16 protein-coding genes are annotated in these 17,438 nt (G+C 72.2%); 2 read left to right on the top strand and 14 right to left on the bottom strand.

Annotated elements, in window-relative coordinates; all coding sequences use genetic code 11:
- Positions 1-522 precede the first annotated feature (522 nt).
- The 12 genes from tyrS to argC form a co-directional block, all read right to left on the bottom strand.
- Positions 523-1,785: a tyrosine--tRNA ligase gene (tyrS, locus tag C2865_RS13150; protein ID WP_106398610.1), complete on the bottom strand. Its 1,263-nt coding sequence runs from the start codon at positions 1,783-1,785 to the stop codon at positions 523-525.
- 110 nt (positions 1,786-1,895) lie between these two features.
- Complete coding sequence (locus C2865_RS13145) at positions 1,896-2,543, bottom strand: DNA-3-methyladenine glycosylase (RefSeq protein WP_106398609.1); 648 nt, start codon at positions 2,541-2,543, stop codon at positions 1,896-1,898.
- 3 nt (positions 2,544-2,546) lie between these two features.
- Positions 2,547-2,918: a ClpX C4-type zinc finger protein gene (locus C2865_RS13140; protein WP_232835561.1), complete on the bottom strand. Its 372-nt coding sequence runs from the start codon at positions 2,916-2,918 to the stop codon at positions 2,547-2,549.
- Positions 2,919-3,040: 122 nt separating this feature from the next.
- Positions 3,041-3,406: an Mth938-like domain-containing protein gene (locus C2865_RS13135; protein WP_106398607.1), complete on the bottom strand. Its 366-nt coding sequence runs from the start codon at positions 3,404-3,406 to the stop codon at positions 3,041-3,043.
- A 71-nt stretch (positions 3,407-3,477) separates the two neighbouring features.
- Positions 3,478-4,890 carry an argininosuccinate lyase gene (gene argH, locus C2865_RS13130; RefSeq protein ID WP_106398606.1) on the bottom strand — a complete coding sequence of 471 codons (1,413 nt, stop codon included), beginning with the start codon at positions 4,888-4,890 and terminating at the stop codon, positions 3,478-3,480.
- A 103-nt stretch (positions 4,891-4,993) separates the two neighbouring features.
- Positions 4,994-6,196, bottom strand: coding sequence for an argininosuccinate synthase (locus tag C2865_RS13125; RefSeq protein ID WP_106398605.1), 1,203 nt, complete (start codon positions 6,194-6,196; stop codon positions 4,994-4,996).
- A 33-nt stretch (positions 6,197-6,229) separates the two neighbouring features.
- A complete protein-coding gene (locus tag C2865_RS13120; protein WP_106398604.1) occupies positions 6,230-6,772 on the bottom strand; it encodes an arginine repressor in 543 nt (180 codons plus the stop codon).
- Positions 6,773-6,779: 7 nt separating this feature from the next.
- Complete coding sequence (gene argF, locus C2865_RS13115) at positions 6,780-7,691, bottom strand: ornithine carbamoyltransferase (RefSeq protein WP_106398603.1); 912 nt, start codon at positions 7,689-7,691, stop codon at positions 6,780-6,782.
- Complete coding sequence (locus C2865_RS13110) at positions 7,688-8,860, bottom strand: acetylornithine transaminase (protein WP_106398602.1); 1,173 nt, start codon at positions 8,858-8,860, stop codon at positions 7,688-7,690. The genes argF and C2865_RS13110 overlap by 4 nt, the downstream gene beginning before the upstream one ends.
- A complete protein-coding gene (gene argB / locus C2865_RS13105) occupies positions 8,857-9,714 on the bottom strand; it encodes an acetylglutamate kinase (RefSeq protein ID WP_106398749.1) in 858 nt (285 codons plus the stop codon). Before argB ends, C2865_RS13110 begins: the two co-directional genes overlap by 4 nt.
- Before the next feature lie 14 nt (positions 9,715-9,728).
- On the bottom strand, positions 9,729-10,883 hold the full coding sequence (argJ, locus tag C2865_RS13100) for a bifunctional glutamate N-acetyltransferase/amino-acid acetyltransferase ArgJ (protein ID WP_106398601.1): 1,155 nt from the start codon (positions 10,881-10,883) through the stop codon (positions 9,729-9,731).
- Between the two features lie 32 nt (positions 10,884-10,915).
- Positions 10,916-11,944, bottom strand: a complete 1,029-nt coding sequence (argC, locus tag C2865_RS13095; protein WP_106398600.1) for an N-acetyl-gamma-glutamyl-phosphate reductase — start codon at positions 11,942-11,944, stop codon at positions 10,916-10,918.
- Between the two features lie 130 nt (positions 11,945-12,074).
- On the opposite strand from argC, the gene C2865_RS13090 reads away from it, so the two are divergent.
- On the top strand, positions 12,075-12,629 hold the full coding sequence (locus C2865_RS13090; protein WP_232835560.1) for a SigE family RNA polymerase sigma factor: 555 nt from the start codon (positions 12,075-12,077) through the stop codon (positions 12,627-12,629).
- Positions 12,616-13,788, top strand: coding sequence for a hypothetical protein (locus C2865_RS13085; RefSeq protein WP_106398598.1), 1,173 nt, complete (start codon positions 12,616-12,618; stop codon positions 13,786-13,788). The genes C2865_RS13090 and C2865_RS13085 overlap by 14 nt, the downstream gene beginning before the upstream one ends.
- A 76-nt stretch (positions 13,789-13,864) precedes the next feature.
- On the opposite strand, the gene pheT is transcribed toward C2865_RS13085, so the two are convergent.
- Positions 13,865-16,315 carry a phenylalanine--tRNA ligase subunit beta gene (pheT, locus tag C2865_RS13080; protein ID WP_106398597.1) on the bottom strand — a complete coding sequence of 817 codons (2,451 nt, stop codon included), beginning with the start codon at positions 16,313-16,315 and terminating at the stop codon, positions 13,865-13,867.
- Entirely contained in the window at positions 16,315-17,424 is a 1,110-nt protein-coding gene (pheS, locus tag C2865_RS13075; protein WP_106398596.1) for a phenylalanine--tRNA ligase subunit alpha, read from the bottom strand. The genes pheT and pheS overlap by 1 nt, the downstream gene beginning before the upstream one ends.
- Positions 17,425-17,438 lie beyond the last annotated feature (14 nt).

Genomic DNA, 17,438 nt, shown 5'->3' with positions numbered 1-17,438 from the left:
ACTTTTAGCACGCTGTTGAGTTCTCAAGAAACGGACTCGCTCTTTCGTCCACCCTCGCGGGCTTCCTCCGGAGCAACTCGTTTAACTTATCAGGCTCTTTCTGCCTGTCAAATCCGCTCTTCCGGGACAATTCCCTTTTGATTGGATTCTACAGTTCGTTTCGCGCCTTTTGGCGTTTCCCTCTCTGCGACCCCTCTAACTTAGCAGTTCCGATTCAGTGCTTCGCACCGAATCCGATTGACTCTGCCGAGCCGGTGGGGGTTCCCCGGGGCCGGCCGCTTCCGCGTCCCGCTCCCCCGTGGGGTAGGTAGAACATTACGACCGCCGGGAGGCAACGTCAAATCAGCGCTTCTGGAGCGCGAACCCCGTGTTCAGGCGGTCTCTCTGTACGGGGATTGATGCCCCTCTTCACCCGCACCAAACCTTTTGTGACCTGGATCTCCCGATTTTTTGCTCTCCATACGAAAAGTCCCCTTCGGAGAACCCTCCGAAGGGGACTTTTCGCAGCTCAGCAGCGGTTCGTCAGCCGACGACGATGCTTCCGAGGTTGCGCTTGCCGCGGCGCAGCACGAGGAAGCGGCCGTGCAGCAGGTCGCCGGCGGCGGGGGCGGCGTCCTCGGCCTCCACCTTGGTGTTGTTGAGGTAGGCGCCGCCCTGGGCGATCGTCCTGCGCGCCTCGGACTTGCTCTTGCACAGTCCGACCTCCACCAGGAGGTCCACCACGGGCGGCAGTTCCCCGGCAGGGACGGTGCCCTGCGGCGCCTCGGCCAGGGCCGCGGCGAGGGTGCGTTCGTCGAGGGAGTCGAGTCCGCCCTGCCCGAACAGCGCGGCCGAGGCCGCGATCACCTTCTCCGTCTCGTCCGCGCCGTGGACGAGGGTCGTCAGCTCCGTGGCGAGGGCACGCTGGCCGATGCGCGCGGCGGGGCTGTCCGCCGACCGCTTCTCCAGATCCTCGATCTCCTCGCGGCTCCGGAAGCTGAAGGTGCGCAGGAGCTTGCCGATCTCGCCGTCCTCGACGTTCACCCAGTACTGGAAGAACGCGTACGGGGACGTCAGCTCGGGGTCGAGCCAGATCGCCCCGCCGGCGGTCTTGCCGTACTTGGTGCCGTCGGGCTTGGTGAGCAGCGGCGTCGAGATGGCGTGCACATGGTTTCCGGTGACCCTGCGGATGAGGTCGGCGCCCGCGGTGAGGTTGCCCCACTGGTCGCTGCCGCCGCTCTGCAGGACGCAGCCGTGGCGGCGGTGCAGCTCCAGGAAGTCCATGCTCTGCAGGAGCTGGTAGGAGAACTCCGTGTACGACAGCCCGCTCTCCAGCCGGGACGCCACGACCTCGCGGGCGAGCATCTTGTTGACCGGGAAGTGCTTGCCGACGTCCCGCAGGAAGTCGATCACCGACATGGGGCCGGTCCAGTCGAGGTTGTTGACGATCTGGACGGCGTTCTCGCCCTCGGCGGACAGGAAGCGCGACACCTGCGCCCGGATGCGCTCGACCCAGCCGGCGACGACCTCGGTGGAGTTGAGCTGGCGTTCGCTGGAACGCCCGCTCGGGTCGCCGATCAGGCCGGTCGCGCCGCCCACCAGCGCCAGGGGCCTGTGCCCGGCGTCCTGGATGCGCCGCATGGTCAGCAGCTGGACGAGGTTGCCGACGTGGAGGCTGGGCGCCGTCGGGTCGAACCCGCAGTAATACGTGACGGGCCCCGCCGAGAGGGCCGCGCGCAGCGTCTCCTCGTCGGTGGTCTGGGCCAGCAGGCCACGCCACTGCAGTTCGTCCACGATGTCGGTCACGGTCGTCCCACTTCTCGAAAACGGATGACGCCCCAAGGTTGCCTCAAGTGACGCTTCCAGCGGTAATCGATAATCCCGGCCGGACCGGAGCGCCTGCCCGGAGGCGTGCGTCAGACCCCGGGAGCCGGGGGCTTGCGCCGGTTCCGGGGGATGTGCCTGCGGTAGGGGGAGACGCTCGGGTCGCCTTCCACCCAGAAGCGCCACGGCGTGTCGTGCGCCGACGAGACACCGGTGCGCGGGCCGCTGCGGACGAGTTCGCCGGGAACCGGGGCGCCCTCGTAGATCATCAACTCGCCGGGGACGCAGACGTCCGCGCCGTTGAGCTCACGGGCGATCCCCAGGGCCTGGCACAGCCGCGCGGGGCCGCGGGCGAGGTCGCGGTCGGGGGAGCCGTTCCGCCGGGCGCGGGCCAGCTCGACCCCCTCGATGATCTGTCCGGCGCGCAGCAGGACCGCCGAGGCGGTGCCGTCGGGACCGCAGACGAGGTTCACGCAGAAGTGCATCCCGTACGTGAAGTACACGTAGGCGTGGCCCGGCTCGCCGAACATGACCGCGTTCCGCGCCGTCCTGCCCCGGTAGCAGTGGGAGGCCGGATCGAGTTCGCCCGCGTAGGCCTCCACCTCGGTCAGCCGGACGGCCACCGTCCCCTCCGGCGTGGTACGGCTCAGCACCCGTCCGAGCAGGCCGGTCGCGACCTCCGGCACGGGCCGGTCGAAGAACCCCCGGTCCAGGGGCGTGCGCGTCGTGCTCTCGGTCACTTCTCATTCCTCCCCGGAGAACCGTTCCCAGGCCGACTGGCGGGTGGTGCCCAGGGCCGCGCCGATCCGCGCCCAGGTCACCCCGCGCCGGCGCAGTTCCCGCACCCACAGCCGCAGCTCGGCCTCGACCTGGTCGACGACCGCCGAGATCCGCGGGATCCGGTCGAGCATCTGCTCGTCCGTCAGCGTCTCCCAGCCCGGAAAGCGGGGCGGCGCGGGCTCCCCCCGGTACTCGTCGACGATCTTGCCCGCCAGGTCGACGCACTGGTCGCAGATCCGCACTCCCGGCCCGGAGACCAGCTTGCGCACCCGGGACTCCTCCCGGTCGCAGAACGAGCACCGCGCGGGTTCCTCCAACGCGTCCAGTGTCTCCACCACGCCCTCCATCCGTCAGGCTCCACCTGACAAGAGAGTAGGACGTCAGGGAAGCCCTGACAAACGGCCTCCCGAAACGGGCCGCGATCCCGGCCGTGGACGTCACCGCCCGCACACCGTGATCAGCAGGTGGAGTGGAACAGGCCCGCGACCGGATGGATCTCCGCGAGCGCGTTGTACAGGGAGACGGCCTGCCTCGTTTCGGCGAGGTGGACTTCGACGCCGGACTCCTCCAGGAGCCGGAGGGTCTCGGGCATCGTCTGCAGGCGCAGGTCCATGCCCCGGCTCAGTACCACGACGGTGGCGCCGTGGTCCAGGAGCTCGCGGACCTCCCCGGCGCGGACGCCCGGCTCGTGCCTGGTGCCGTGCTCGTCCCAGTCCCAGGTGCGGCCTCCGCCGGGAAAGAGCTTCCAGTCCTTGCCGGAGCCGAGACCCTCGACGTCGATCCAGCCCCATGAGACATGGGTGATGCGGGGGGAGGGTTGCACGGGCGGTCTCCCGGTGGCCGAGGGGAATGCGTGCGGGCCGGATCCTGGGGATCCGGCCCGCACGGGGGTGGTCAGGACTCCGAGGCCCAGGAGGCCGCGGCGTCGGCGGAGGCGCGCAGGTTCTCGATCTGCTCCTGGACGCGTTCGGGGGCGGTGCCGCCGTAGGCCTTGCGGGAGGCGATGGCGCCGGGGACGTTGAGGACCTCGCGGACGTCCGGGGTGAGGTGCGGGGAGACCTTGGCGAGCTCGGCGTCGGTGAGGTCGCCGAAGTCCTTGTCGTTGACCTGGCACCACACGACCAGGTGGCCGACGACCTCGTGGGCGTCGCGGAAGACCACGCCGCGGCGGACCAGCAGTTCGGCCAGGTCGGTGGCGAGGGCGAAGCCCTGGGGCGCCAGCTCCTCCAGGCGCTCGGTGTTGACGCGCATGGTGGCGATCAGGCCGGACATCGCGGGCAGCACCAGCAGGAGGGTCTCGACGGCGTCGAAGGCGCCCTCCTTGTCCTCCTGGAGGTCGCGGTTGTAGGTCAACGGCAGGCCCTTGAGGGTGGTGAGCAGGCCCACCAGGGAGCCGATGATCCGGCCGGCCTTGCCGCGGGCCAGCTCGGCCACATCGGGGTTCTTCTTCTGCGGCATGATCGACGACCCGGTGGCGTAGGTGTCGTCCATCTCGATCCAGCGGAACTCCTGGGAGGCCCACAGGCAGACCTCCTCGCCGATGCGCGAGAGGTGCACGCCCGCCAGCGCGGCGGCGAAGAGGAACTCGGCGACGAAGTCGCGGTCGCTGACGGCGTCCATGGAGTTGGCCGCGGCGGCGGTGAAGCCGAGCTCCTCGGCGACGGCCTGCGGGTCCAGCGGCAGGGAGGAGCCGGCCAGGGCGCCCGAGCCCAGCGGGGAGATCGCGGCGCGCTTGTCCCAGTCCTGGAAGCGCTCGATGTCGCGGCTGATCGCGTGGACGTGCGCGAGCAGCTGGTGGGAGAAGAGCACGGGCTGGGCGTGCTGCAGGTGGGTCATGCCGGGGCAGGCGACGCCCATGTTGGCCTCGGCCTGGCCGATCAGGGAGGTCTGCAGCTCCACCAGCCGGGAGACGATCCGGCGGACGTGGTCGCGCAGGTACAGGCGCAGGTCGGTGGCGACCTGGTCGTTGCGGGAGCGGCCGGCGCGCAGCTTGCCGCCCAGGGAGCCCAGGCGCTCCAGCAGGCCGCGCTCCAGCGCGGTGTGCACGTCCTCGTCGGCCACGGTGGGCCGGAACTCGCCGGACGCGCAGGCCTGCTCCAGGTCGTCGATGGCCCCCAGCATGCGGGTGAGCTCGTCGTCGTCCAGCAGGCCCGCGCGGTTGAGCACGCGGGCGTGGGCGCGCGACCCCATCAGGTCGTACGGCGCGAGCCGCCAGTCGAACTGGACGCTCACGGACAGGCGTGCCAGCGCGTCCGACGGCCCGCCTTCGAACCGTCCGCCCCACAACCGGGTCGGTGCCTTGCTCACAGTGATCCCAATCTCCGATAAGTCAGTGGCAGCGGACCGTGCGGCCCGCGTCGAAAACAGTTGTACCGCCCCGGGGCGGCGCCCCGGGGCCGCGCCGAGAATCTCAGGCGCCGGTACGGCGGTCCCGCACCGAAGCGATCTTGCTCGGCAGGCTCCACAGGTCGACGAAGCCCTTGGCCAGGCTCTGGTCGAAGGTGTCGCCGGTGTCGTACGTCGCCAGATCGTAGTCGTACAGCGAGGAGCCGCTGCGCCGGCCGGTCACCACGGCGCGCCCGCCGTGCAGGGTCAGCCGCACGTCGCCGTTCACGTGCTGCTGCGCCTCGGCGATGAAGGACTCCAGCGCCGTCTTCAGCGGGGAGAACCACAGGCCGTCGTAGACGAGCTCGCCCCAGCGCTGGTCGACCGAGCGCTTGAACCGGGCGAGGTCGCGCTCGACGGTGACGTTCTCCAGCTCCTGGTGGGCGGCGAGCAGCGCGATGGCGGCCGGCGCCTCGTAGACCTCGCGGGACTTGATGCCCACGAGGCGGTCCTCGACCATGTCGAGCCGGCCGACGCCCTGGGCGCCCGCCCGCTTGTTGAGCTCGTCGATGATCTGGAACGGGGTGAGCGGGCGGCCGTCGATCGCGGTGGGCACGCCGTTCTCGAAGGTGATGATCAGCTCGTCGGCCTCACGCGGGGTCGCCGGGTCGGCGGTGTAGGCGTAGAGGTCCTCGATCGGCGCGTTCCAGATGTCCTCCAGGAAGCCGGTCTCCACGGCGCGGCCCCACAGGTTCTGGTCGATGGAGTACGGGTTCTTCTCCGAGACCTCGATCGGCAGGCCCTTCTCCTGGGCGAAGGCGATGGCCTTGTCGCGGGTCCAGGCGTAGTCGCGGGCCGGGGCGACGCACTTGAGGTCGGGGTTGAGCGCCATGAGGCCGGCCTCGAACCGGACCTGGTCGTTGCCCTTGCCGGTGCAGCCGTGCGCGACGTAGGTGCCGTTGAACCGGGCCGCGGCGGCGGCGAGGTGCTTGACGATCAGCGGCCGGGACAGCGCCGAGACCAGCGGGTAGCGGTCCATGTAGAGGGCGTTGGCCCGGATCGCCGGGAAGCAGAAGTCCCGGGCGAACTCCTCCTTGGCGTCCTCGACGACGGACTCGACCGCACCGCAGTCCAGTGCCCGCTGGCGGATCTGCTCCATGTCCTCGCCGCCCTGACCGCAGTCCAGGGCCACGGCGATGACCTCGGCGCCCATCTTCTCGGCCAGGAAGGGGATGGCGACCGAAGTGTCCAGGCCCCCGGAGTACGCCAGTACGACGCGCTCAGTCATATGTCTTCGTCCTTTTCTCGTTCTCGGAGTAGATCAGGTCAAGGGGTGGGTCTCGGGGCCCGGGGACCCCTGACTTCGTCGCTCGGTGAGCCGCAGCAGCCGCGCCGCGAGCTCCTCCCCGCCGAGCGGGTCGCGGGAGATGACCAGGATGGAGTCGTCTCCCGCGACGGTGCCGAGGATCTGCGGCCACTCGGCGTGGTCGATGGCCGAGGCGAGGTACTGCGCGGCGCCGGCGGGCGTGCGCACGATCACCAGGTTGGCGGACGCCTCGGCCGAGACCAGCAGCTCCTGGGCCAGCCGCGCCAGCCGGGAGTCGAAGGTCTCGGTGCTGCCGGTGCGGGCCAGCTTGATCCGTTCGCCGCCCTCCCCGGGCACCGCGTAGATCAGGCTGCCGTCGTCGGCCCGCAGGCGGACCGCCCCGATCTCCACCAGATCGCGCGACAGCGTCGCCTGGGTGACCTCCATGCCCTCCTGCCGCAGCAGGCGGGCCAGTTCGCCCTGCGAGTGCACGTTGTGCCGGGACAGCAGTTCCAGCACCCGCGCCTGCCGGGCGGCCTTGGTCATCGGGGTCGTCACGGTTCTCTTATCTCTCCAGCAGCCAGGTGAGCAGTGCCTTCTGGGCGTGCAGCCGGTTCTCCGCCTCGTCCCACACCAGGCTGTGCGGGCCGTCCAGCACGGAGGCGGCGATCTCCTTGTCCCGGTAGGCGGGCAGGCAGTGCAGGACGGAGACGTCCGGCTTGGCCAGCGCCACCAGGTCCTCGGTGAGGGCGTACGGGACGTAGACCGAGGGGTCCACGCCCTCCTGACCCATCGAGACCCAGGTGTCGGTGGCCAGGACGTCCGCGCCCGCGGCCGCCTGCCGGGCGTCGGTCGTCACCTCGACCGAGCCGCCGGTGGTCTTGGCGATCTCCTCGGCCCGGTGCCACACGCCGCGGTCCGGCAGGTGCCCCTCGGGAGCGGCGATCCGCACGTGCATCCCGGCGGTCGTGCCGCCGAGCAGGTAGGAGTGCGCCATGTTGTTGGCCCCGTCGCCGAAGTAGGCGAGCGTGACCCCGTCCAGTTTACCCTTCGCCTCCTGGATCGTCTGGAGATCGGCGAGGATCTGGCAGGGGTGGAACTCGTCGGTGAGCGCGTTGACCACCGGGACCGAGGAGTTGCGGGCCATCTCCTCGATGCGCTCCTGGCCGAAGGTGCGCCAGACGATCGCCGCGCAGACCCGCTCCAGCACCCGGGCGGTGTCGGCGATGCTCTCGCCGCGGCCGAGCTGGCTGGACCCGGCGTCGAGCACCAGCGGGTTGCCGCCGAGCTCGGCGATCCCCGCGGTGAACGACACCCGGGTGCGGGTGGAGTGCTTGTCGAAGAGCACCGCCACCGACTTCGGGCCCGCCAGCGGCTTGGCGCCGTAGCGGTCGGCCTTCATCCGGGCGGCCAGGGCCAGCACCTCGGCCTGCTCGGCCGTGGTCAGGTCGTCGTCGCGCAGGAAATGGCGGGTCATGGGGCCACCTCGTCGAGGATCGCGGGCAGGGCGTCGAGGAAGCGCTGGGCCTCCTCGGAGGTCATGGTCAGGGCGGGGGCGAGCCGGATCGCGTCGGGCTGGACGTTGTTGACCAGGAACCCGGCCCGCTGCGCGGCGTCGCGGAAGGCGGCGGAGACCGGCTCGGCCAGCACGATCGCCAGCCACAGGCCGCGGCCGCGCACGCCGGCGAGCAGCCGGTGGTCCAGCGCCTCGACGCCGGCTGACAACTGCTCGCCGATCTTGACGGCGTGCGCCATCAGCCCGTCGCGCTCGATGGTGTCCAGGACGGCCAGGGCCGCGGACGCCGACAGGGGGTTGCCGCCGAAGGTGCAGCCGTGGTCGCCGAGGGCGAAGAGGTCGGCGGCCGCGCCGATGCCGACGCACGCGCCGATCGGGACGCCGCCGCCCAGGCCCTTGGCCAGGGTGATGATGTCGGGCCGCACGCCCTCGTGCTGGTGGGCGAACCAGGTGCCGGTCCGGCCGACGCCGCTCTGGATCTCGTCCAGGACGAGCAGCGCGCCGGTGGCGTCGCAGATCTCGCGGGCGGCGCTCAGGTAGCCGTCGGGGGCGGGCACGACGCCCGCCTCGCCCTGGGCGGGCTCCAGGAAGACCGCGGCGCAGCCGTCCGTCACGGCCTCCCGCAGGGCCCCGGCGTCGCCGTAGGGCACGAAGCGCACGTCCGCGCCGTAGGGCTCGAAGGGCTCGCGGATGGCCTTCTTGCCGGTGAGGGCCAGCGCGCCCATCGTCCGGCCGTGGAAGCCGTTCTCGGTGGCCACCAGGTACTTGCCGGCGCCCGCGTGCTTGCGGACCATCTTGAAGGCGGCCTCGTTGGCCTCGGTGCCGGAGTTGCAGAAGTAGACCTTGCCGGGCAGGTCCAGCAGCTCCAGCAGCCGCGTGGCCAGCCGCACCTCGGGCCCGGTGGTCAGCAGCGGGGACACGTGCGCGATCTTGGCCATCTGCCCGCTCACCGCCTCCACCAGCGCCGGGTGGGCGTGGCCGAGGGCCGAGACCGCGATCCCGGCGAACATGTCGAGGTAGGCGTTGCCGTCCACGTCCCAGACGGTGCTGCCCCGGCCGTGGGAGAGCATCAGCGGCGGCAGGGGCCGGTTGGGCATGAAGGCCGTCTTGAAGTCGTCCTGCCAGCTCATGACGGCACCACCATCGTCCCGATCCCTTCGTCCGTGAAGACCTCCAGCAGCAGCGAGTGCGGCACCCGCCCGTCCAGCACGTGCGCCTGCGGCACGCCGTTGCTGACCGCGTGCAGGCAGGCGCCCATCTTGGGCACCATGCCCGACGAGAGCGTCGGCATGAGCTCCTCCAGCTCGGCCGCGGTCAGCTGGTGGATCACCTCGTCGCTGTCGGGCCAGTCGGCGTACAGGCCCTCCACGTCGGTGAGGACGATCAGCTTGGCGGCGCCCAGCTCCGAGGCGAGCGCGGCGGCCGCGGTGTCGGCGTTGACGTTGTAGATCTCGCCGTTCTCACCGCGGGCCACGCTCGAGATCACCGGGATGCGCCCGTCGGAGATCAGGCTCTGCACCGCTCCGGCGTCGACCTTGACGATCTCGCCGACCTGGCCGATGTCGACCGGCTCGCCGTCCACGATCGCGTGCAGCTTCTGCGCGGTGAACAGGTGGGCGTCCTCGCCCGACATGCCGACCGCGTACGGGCCGTGGGCGTTGAGCAGCCCGACGACCTCGCGGTTGACCTGCCCGGTGAGCACCATGCGCACCACGTCCATCGCCTCGGGCGTGGTGACCCGCAGCCCCGCGGTGAAGTGCGACTCGATGCCGAACCGCTCCAGCGCCGCGTTGATCTGCGGCCCGCCGCCGTGCACGACCACCGGGCGCAGCCCGGCCAGCCGCAGGAAGACGATGTCGTTGGCGAAGGACTCGCGCAGCGTGTCCTCGGTCATGGCGTTGCCGCCGTACTTGACCACGACGATCGCGTCGTGGAACCGCTCGAGCCAGGGCAGCGCCTCGATGAGCACCGCCGCCTTGTCCATCGCGCTGCGCCGGTTCACGAGCTGTACTCCGAGTTCTCCCGGACGTACTCCACGGTCAGGTCGGTCGTCCAGACCGTCGCGGAGTGCCTGCCCGCCGACAGGTCCACGGTGATGGACACGTCGCGGGGCCGCAGGTCGACCTTGGAGCGGTCCTCGCCGACCGAGCCGCCGCGGCACACCCAGACGCCGTTGATCGCCACGTTGAGCCGGTCGGGCTCGAACACCGCGTCGGTGGTGCCGACCGCCGACAGGACCCTGCCCCAGTTGGGGTCCTCGCCGGTGATGGCGCACTTGAGCAGGTTGTTGCGGGCGATGGACTTGCCGACGGTGACGGCGTCGGCGACGCTGTCGGCGCCGACGACCTCGATCGCGATCGCCTTGGAGGCGCCTTCGGCGTCCACCAGGAGCTGGCGGGTCAGGTCGAGGCAGACCTCGGTGAGCAGGGCGGTGAAGGCCTCCTCGCCGGGAACGGTGCCGGTGGCGCCGCTGGCCATGAGCAGGACGGTGTCGTTGGTGGACATGCAGCCGTCGGCGTCGAGCCGGTCGAACGACTGCGCGGTCGCGGCGCGCAGCGACCGGTCGAGCGCCTCGGCGGGCAGGTCGGCGTCGGTGGTCAGCACCACCAGCATGGTCGCCAGGGAGGGGGCGAGCATGCCCGCGCCCTTGGCCATGCCGCCGATCATGTAGCCGCCCTCGCCGCGGCGGAAGGCGATCTTGGCGACGGAGTCGGTGGTGCGGATGGCGTCGGCGGCGGCCATGCCGCCGTCGCGGGTGAGCTCGGCCGCGGCCGTCTCCACTCCGGACAGCAGTTCGTCCATCGGCAGGCGGATGCCGATCAGGCCGGTGGAGCACACCGCGACCTCGCCGGCGGAGTCCCCCAGGACGGCGGCGACCTTCTCGGCGGTGGCGTGGGTGTCCTGGAAGCCGGGGGATCCGGTGCAGGCGTTGGCGCCGCCGGAGTTGAGGACGACCGCGTGCACCCGGCCGCCGGAGACGACCTGCTCGCTCCACAGCACCGGGGCCGCCTTCACGCGGTTGGCGGTGAACACCGCGGCGGCGGCGCGCGAGGGTCCGTCGTTGACGACCAGTGCCAGGTCTCGGTTGCCGTTGTCCTTGATGCCCGCTGCTATGCCGGAGGCCCGGAAGCCCAGTGGTGCTGTGACGCTCATGTGCCCTCTTCTTCTCTTCGCGACGGGAGGTTTCAGGGTGCGACGGCGAGGGTGCCCAGACCCAGGTCCTCGGGCATGCCGAGGGCCAGGTTGGCCGACTGGACCGCCCCTCCCGCGGTGCCCTTGGTGAGGTTGTCGATGGCGGCCGTGATCACGATGCGCCCGGCGCGTTCGTCCAGGGCGACCTGCATCAGCGCGGTGTTGGCGCCGAGCGTCATCGCCGTGGACGGCCACATGCCCTCGGGCAGCACGTCCACGAAGGGCTCGGCGTCGTAGGCGGCGAGGTAGGCCTCCCGCAGGGCGGCGTAGGTGGTGCCGGGCCTGGCCCTGACGGTGCAGGTGGCCAGGATGCCGCGGCTCATGGGGGCGAGGAGGGGGGTGAAGGAGACGGTGACGGGCTCGCCCGCGACGGCCGTCAGGTTCTGGACGATCTCCGGGGTGTGCCGGTGCACGCCGCCGACGCCGTAGGCCGAGACCGCGCCCATGACCTCGCTGCCCAGCAGGTTGACCTTGGGCGTCCTGCCCGCCCCCGAGGTGCCGGAGGCGGCGACGACGACCACGTCGGGCTCGGCGAGCCCGGCGGCGAAGGCCGGGACGAGCGCCAGCGTCGAGACCGTCGGGTAGCAGCCGGGCACCGCGATGCGCCTGGCACCGGCCAGCGCCTCCCGCTGGCCGGGCAGCTCCGGCAGCCCATAAGGCCAGGTGCCGGCGTGCGGGCTGCCGTAGAAGTGCTCCCAGTCGGCGGGGTCGTCGAGCCGGAAGTCGGCGCCGCAGTCCACGACCAGCACGTCCTCGCCCAGTTCGGCGGCGAGCGGGCCCGACGCGCCGTGCGGCAGCGCGAGGAACACCACGTCATGACCCTCGAGGGTCTGCGGGGTAGTCTCGGCCAGGACGCGGCCGGACAGCGAGCGGAGGTGGGGCTGAAGGGTGCCGAGAGCGGCTCCGGCGTTGCTCCCCGCCGTCAGCGTGCCGATCTCGAAACCCGGGTGACCGGCCAGGATGCGCAGCAGTTCCCCGCCCGCGTAACCGCTCGCTCCCGCCACCGCAACCCGGTAACCCATGACACTCCTCAGCTTGACTAAGAAAAAGTATGCATCCAATCGGATGAGTATTCAAGTTCGATCTCCGAACCCCGCGCCGCACGAGCATGGGAGGATTCGGACGACCCATGCAACCTTCCGGTCCCGGCGGGTGTCTTTGGAGGGGAGGGACGACGTGATGCGGGGCGGCGGCGGCCAGTTCGAGGACTTCGTGGCCAACAGGTTCCCGGCGCTCTTCCGTTACGCGTACGTCCTCACCGGCAACCAGCACGACGCCGAGGACCTCGTCCAGGAGGCGCTCACCCGCACGGGTGTGGCCTGGGGACGGGTGCGGCGCAAGGACGACCCGGAGGGCTATGTGCGCACCACCATGGCGCGCATCATGGCCAACCGCTGGCGCAGGCCCCGGCTGGAGCATCTGGTCGAGGGCGTTCCCGAGCACGCGGCCGACGACCCGGAGATCGACCGGGTCCACGAGATGGACGGGCTGGACGCGGCGCTGGCCGCCCTGCCGCCGCGGATGCGCGCGGTGCTCGTCCTGCGCTACTTCGAACAACTGAGTGAGGAAGAGACGGCGCGGGTGCTGGGATGCTCCCGCGGAACGGTGAAGAGCCAGGCCTCCCGGGCGCTGGCCAAGCTCCGCGCCAGCATGCTGCCCCAGGAAGCCGAGCAGGCACTGATGGAGGACCGACGTGGAAGATCTTGAGCGGCTCGTCGCCGGAAGGCTGCGCGCTCTCGACGACGCGGCGCCCTCCGCCGAGGCGCCTCCCGCCCTCCTCGCCCGGGTCGGCCACCAGGTGAAGGCGCGGCGCAGGCGGCGCCGGATCACGCAGTCCGCGGCCGGCCTGTCGCTGGCCGCCGCCGTCGCGGTGGTCGCCCCTCCCCTCCTGGACTCTGGCGACCCCTCCCCCACCGACCCGTCGGTGCTGGCCGCCTCCGAACCCGCCGACCGGCGGTCCGGCTCGGCCCTGCCCTCCTCGCCCCGGCCCGGCGCGGCCGGCGGCCTCCCCCGCGACCTGCCCAGCGGCAAGGTCCTCAACGCCTTCGGGATCACCTCCGACGGGGCGGTCCTGGGCACCGGCGTGGGCCCGCGGGGGCGCAGCGACGGCGTGTTGTGGCGGGCCGACGTGAGCGGCCTGCTCACCGTCCCCGCCCCGGTCGCCGAGCCCGAGGGCATGTACGGGGCCTCGGGCAGCCGGAACATGACGATCTGGGCCCAGCGCGAGGGCGGCGGCTACCAGCTGATGTGCCGCTCCGGCGAGGGCGAGCCCGTCCGGCTCGGCGCCGGGGGGATCGCCCGGCGCGGCGGCGCCGCCTTCCACGCCGACCGCGACGTGGCCGTCTGGACGGACAAGGCCGACGGCACCGTCTGGGCCGCGCACGGCTGCGACGCCGAACCCGAGCGCCTGGCCAGCGGGTACGCCGCGGGCTTCGCCTACCCCCACGCCTACGTCCTGAGCACCGACGGCCGGGGCAGGCCCACCGGCGAGGTCCAGCGCGTGCAGGTCGAGACCGGCGCCCGCCAGACCCGCGAGCTGCCGCGCGGGCACCTGTCCCCCGACGCGCTCTACGCGGCGGGCTCCGGCACCTTCTCCGTGGCCTCCGGGCGCACCCTCACCGTCTACGACACCGAGACGTGGCAGGCCCGCGAGGTGCCCGAGCCGCTCCCCCGCGGGGAGAAGGCGGCCCTGACCGCCGGGGACGGACTGGTCGTCTACACCGCCCAGAACCGTGACGCCGACCGGGCCCTGGTCTACGAGACCGGGAGCGGGCAGGCGCGGGTGCGCGACGGCGAGGCCTACGCCAAGGGCGAGTGGCTGCTCACCCGCGAGGGCGAGGCCTACCGGCTGACCAGCACCCCCTGAGATCCACGGAACCGAACGCGGAACGGCCCGCACGCCTGGTCAGGCGTGCGGGCCGTTCCGTCCTCGTGCGGCCGGATCAGCCCCGCAGGGACGCGCCGGTCAGCTCGGCGGCCCGAGCCACGGCCGCGTCGCGGGCCGCGGTGGCCTCCTCGGCCTTCAGCGTCCGGTCCGCGGCGCGGAACCGCAGCGCGTAGGCCAGGGACTTGCGGCCCTCGCCCACCTGGTCGCCGGTGTAGACGTCGAACAGCCGCAGCGACTCCAGCAGCCCGCCCGCGCCCTCCCGCAGCGCCGCCTCGACCTCGGCGGCCGGCACGGAGTCCGCCACGACCAGCGCCACGTCCTGCGTCGCCACCGGGTAGGTGGACACGTGCGGCGCGACCGGGGCGTACTCGGCGTCGAGCCGGTCCAGCTCCAGTTCCAGCGCGGCGGTGCGCGGCGGCAGCCCGTAGGCCTTCAGCACCCGCGGGTGCAGCTCCCCCGCGTGGCCGACCAGGACGTCGCCCGCGTACAGGGCGGCGCAGCGGCCGGGGTGCCAGGGGGCGTGCCGGTCCGCGACGACCCGCAGGTCGGCCCCGGCCTGCGCGGCGATCACCCGGGCGGCCTGGATCGCGTCCTGCCAGCCGCCCGCGCGGCCCCCGCCCCACCAGCCGGAGCGCTCGGCCTCGCCGGCCACCAGCACCGCCACGCGCCGCGGCTGGCGGGGCAGGGCGGCGTCGATCGCGGCGAGCTGGTCGGCGGTCGGCGCCCGGTCCACCGGGTAGACCGGGACCCTGCCCGTGCCCTCCTCGGGCCGGAAGACCAGGCCCGTCTCGAACAACGCCAGGTCGGCCTGGCCCCGCCCGAGGTTGCGGGCCGCGGTGCGGAACAGGCCGGGCAGCAGCGTGGTGCGCAGCAGCGGCTCGTCCTCCGACAGCGGGTTGGCCAGGCGCAGCGCGCGGCGCCGGGCGTCGTCGGCGGGCAGCTGGAGGCCGTCCCAGTCCTTCTCCGAGACGAACGGGTAGCTGAGCGTCTCGGTGTACCCGGTGGCGGCCAGGACCCTGCCGACCCGGCGGAGCAGCCGCTGGCGCGGCGTCAGGCCACGGCCCGCCGACGGGCGCGGCGCCCGCTCGGGGATCGCGTCGTAGCCCTCGAGGCGGATGACCTCCTCGGCCAGGTCGTTGGGGTCGGTGAGGTCGGGCCGCCACGAGGCGGGCGTCACCGTGATCTCCTCGTCCCCGGTCACGGTGCAGCCGACCTGCTCCAGCCGCCGCACGACGGTCTCGCGGGAGTAGGACACGCCCGCGACCCGCGACGGGTGCGACACCGGGATGGTGATCGTCGCCGGCTCGACCGGGGAGTCCACGACCGTGGCGCCCGGCACGACCTCGGCGCCGCCCAGCTCGGCCAGCATCCGCACCGCCCGCAGCGACGCGCGCAGCGGCAGCTCCCGGTCCACGCCCCGCTCGAAGCGGTAGGACGCCTCGCTGTGCAGCCTGTGGCGGCGGACCGTGCGGGCGATGGCGACCGGGTCGAAGTGCGCGGCCTCGATCACCACCTCGGTGCTGGCGTCGCCGATCTCGCTGTGCAGGCCGCCCATGGCGCCGGCGATGGACAGGGGGCCCGACTCGTCGGTGATCAGCAGGTCCTCGGCGTCGAGGGTGCGCTTGACGTGGTCGAGCGTCTCCAGGCTCTCGCCCGCCGCCGCCCGCCGGACGGTGACCGTCCCGGTGAGCTTGGCGGCGTCGAAGGCGTGCAGCGGCTGGCCGAGCTCGAGCATCAGGTAGTTGGTGATGTCGACGGCCAGCGAGACCGGGCGCATCCCCGCCCGGTGCAGGCGGGTGCGCATCCACAGCGGCGACGGCGCGGCGGGGTCGAAACCGCTCACCCTGCGCAGCACGAGGCGGTCGCAGGCGGCCGGGTCGGCGACCGCGGCCGGGTAGGAGGGCCCCTCGTCGGCGAGCTCGACGTCCGCCGGGTCGCGGAACTCCACGCCGTAGGCGATCGCGGCCTCCCGCGCCACGCCCCTGATCGACAGGCAGTAGCCGCGGTCGGGGGTGACGGCGATGTCCAGCACGTCGTCGCGCAGATCCAGCAGCTCGACAGCGTCCAGGCCGACCTCGGTGTCCTCGGGCAGGATGAGGATGCCGTCGTGGTCGTCGCCGATGCCCAGCTCGCGCAGCGAGCAGATCATGCCCTCCGACAGCCTGCCGTAGGTCTTGCGGGCGCCGACGGCGAAACCGCCCGGCAGCACCGCGCCCGGCAGCACCACGACCACCACGTCGCCGACAGCGAAGTTGCGCGCGCCGCAGATGAGGTTCTGCGGCTCGGCGTTGCCGACGTCGACCTGGCACCAGCGGATCGGCTTCTTGAACTCGGTGAGCTCCTCGATCGCCAGGACCCGGCCGGTGACGATCGGCCCGGTGATGTCGGCGGTCTCGACCGTCTCGACCTCCAGGCCCGCCGCGATCAGCGCGGCGGCGAGCTCGCGGCCGGTCACATCGGCGGGCAGCGCCGCGTACTCACGCAGCCACGAAAGCGGGGCCCGCATCAGATCTCCATCCCGAACGGGAGGGCGAAACGCACATCGCCCTCGACCATGTCATGCATGTCCTCGACCCCGTGCCGGAACATCAGGGTCCGCTCGACGCCCAGGCCGAAGGCCCAGCCGCTGTAGCGCTCGGTGTCCACCCCGGCCGCCCGCAGCACCCGCGGGTTGACCATGCCGCAGCCGCCGATCTCGATCCAGCCCTCCGACGAGCAGGTGCGGCAGGGCGCGTCGGCGTTGCCGACGGACTCGCCGTGGCAGACGAAGCACTGCATGTCCACCTCGGCGGACGGCTCGGTGAACGGGAAGAACGACGGGCGCAGCCGGACCGGCAGCGGGTCGCCGAACAGGCCGTTCACGAACGCGGCGATCGCGCCCTTCAGGTCGGCCATCGTCAGGCCCTCGTCCACCGCCAGGCCCTCCAGCTGGTGGAAGACCGGGCTGTGGGTGGCGTCCAGCTCGTCGGTGCGGAACGTCCTGCCGGGGGCGACCACGTACACCGGCAGCTCGCGCGACAGCAGCGCCCGCACCTGCACCGGCGAGGTGTGGGTGCGCAGGACCATCCCGGAGTCCTCGGACTCGACGAAGAAGGTGTCCTGCATGGCGCGCGCCGGGTGGTCCGGCGGGAAGTTCAGCGCGTCGAAGTTGAACCACTCGGCCTCGATCTCGGGGCCCTCGGCGATCTCGAAGCCCATCGAGACGAACACGTCGGCCATGCGCTCGGCCATCGTGGTCAGCGGGTGCCGCGCCCCGGGCAGCGCCCGGTCCCACGGCAGCGTGACGTCCACGGTCTCCTCGACCAGGACCCGCTCGTCGCGCTCGGCCTCCAGCTCCTCCTGGCGGGCCTTCAGCGCCTGGCCGACGGCGCCGCGCGCGGAACCTACCCGCTTGCCGGCGTCGGCCTTGGCGTGCGGCGGCAGCGCGCCGATCTCCCGGTTGGCCAGCGCCAGCGGGGACCTGTCCCCCGCGTGCGCGAGCCGCACCTCCTTGAGCTCCTCCAGCGACGAGGCCGCCCCGATCGCTTTCAGGGCCTCCTCGCGATGCCTCTCCAGCGCCTCCGGCGCCAGCGCCGCGACCTCGACGGGGTCGTACGACTTGTTGGGTGCAGACATAAGTGATCAAGACT

This window comes from Actinocorallia populi, assembly GCF_002995495.1.
In the GTDB taxonomy this organism is placed as follows: domain Bacteria; phylum Actinomycetota; class Actinomycetes; order Streptosporangiales; family Streptosporangiaceae; genus Actinocorallia; species Actinocorallia populi.
This window is presented reverse-complemented; position numbering and strand designations above follow the sequence as displayed.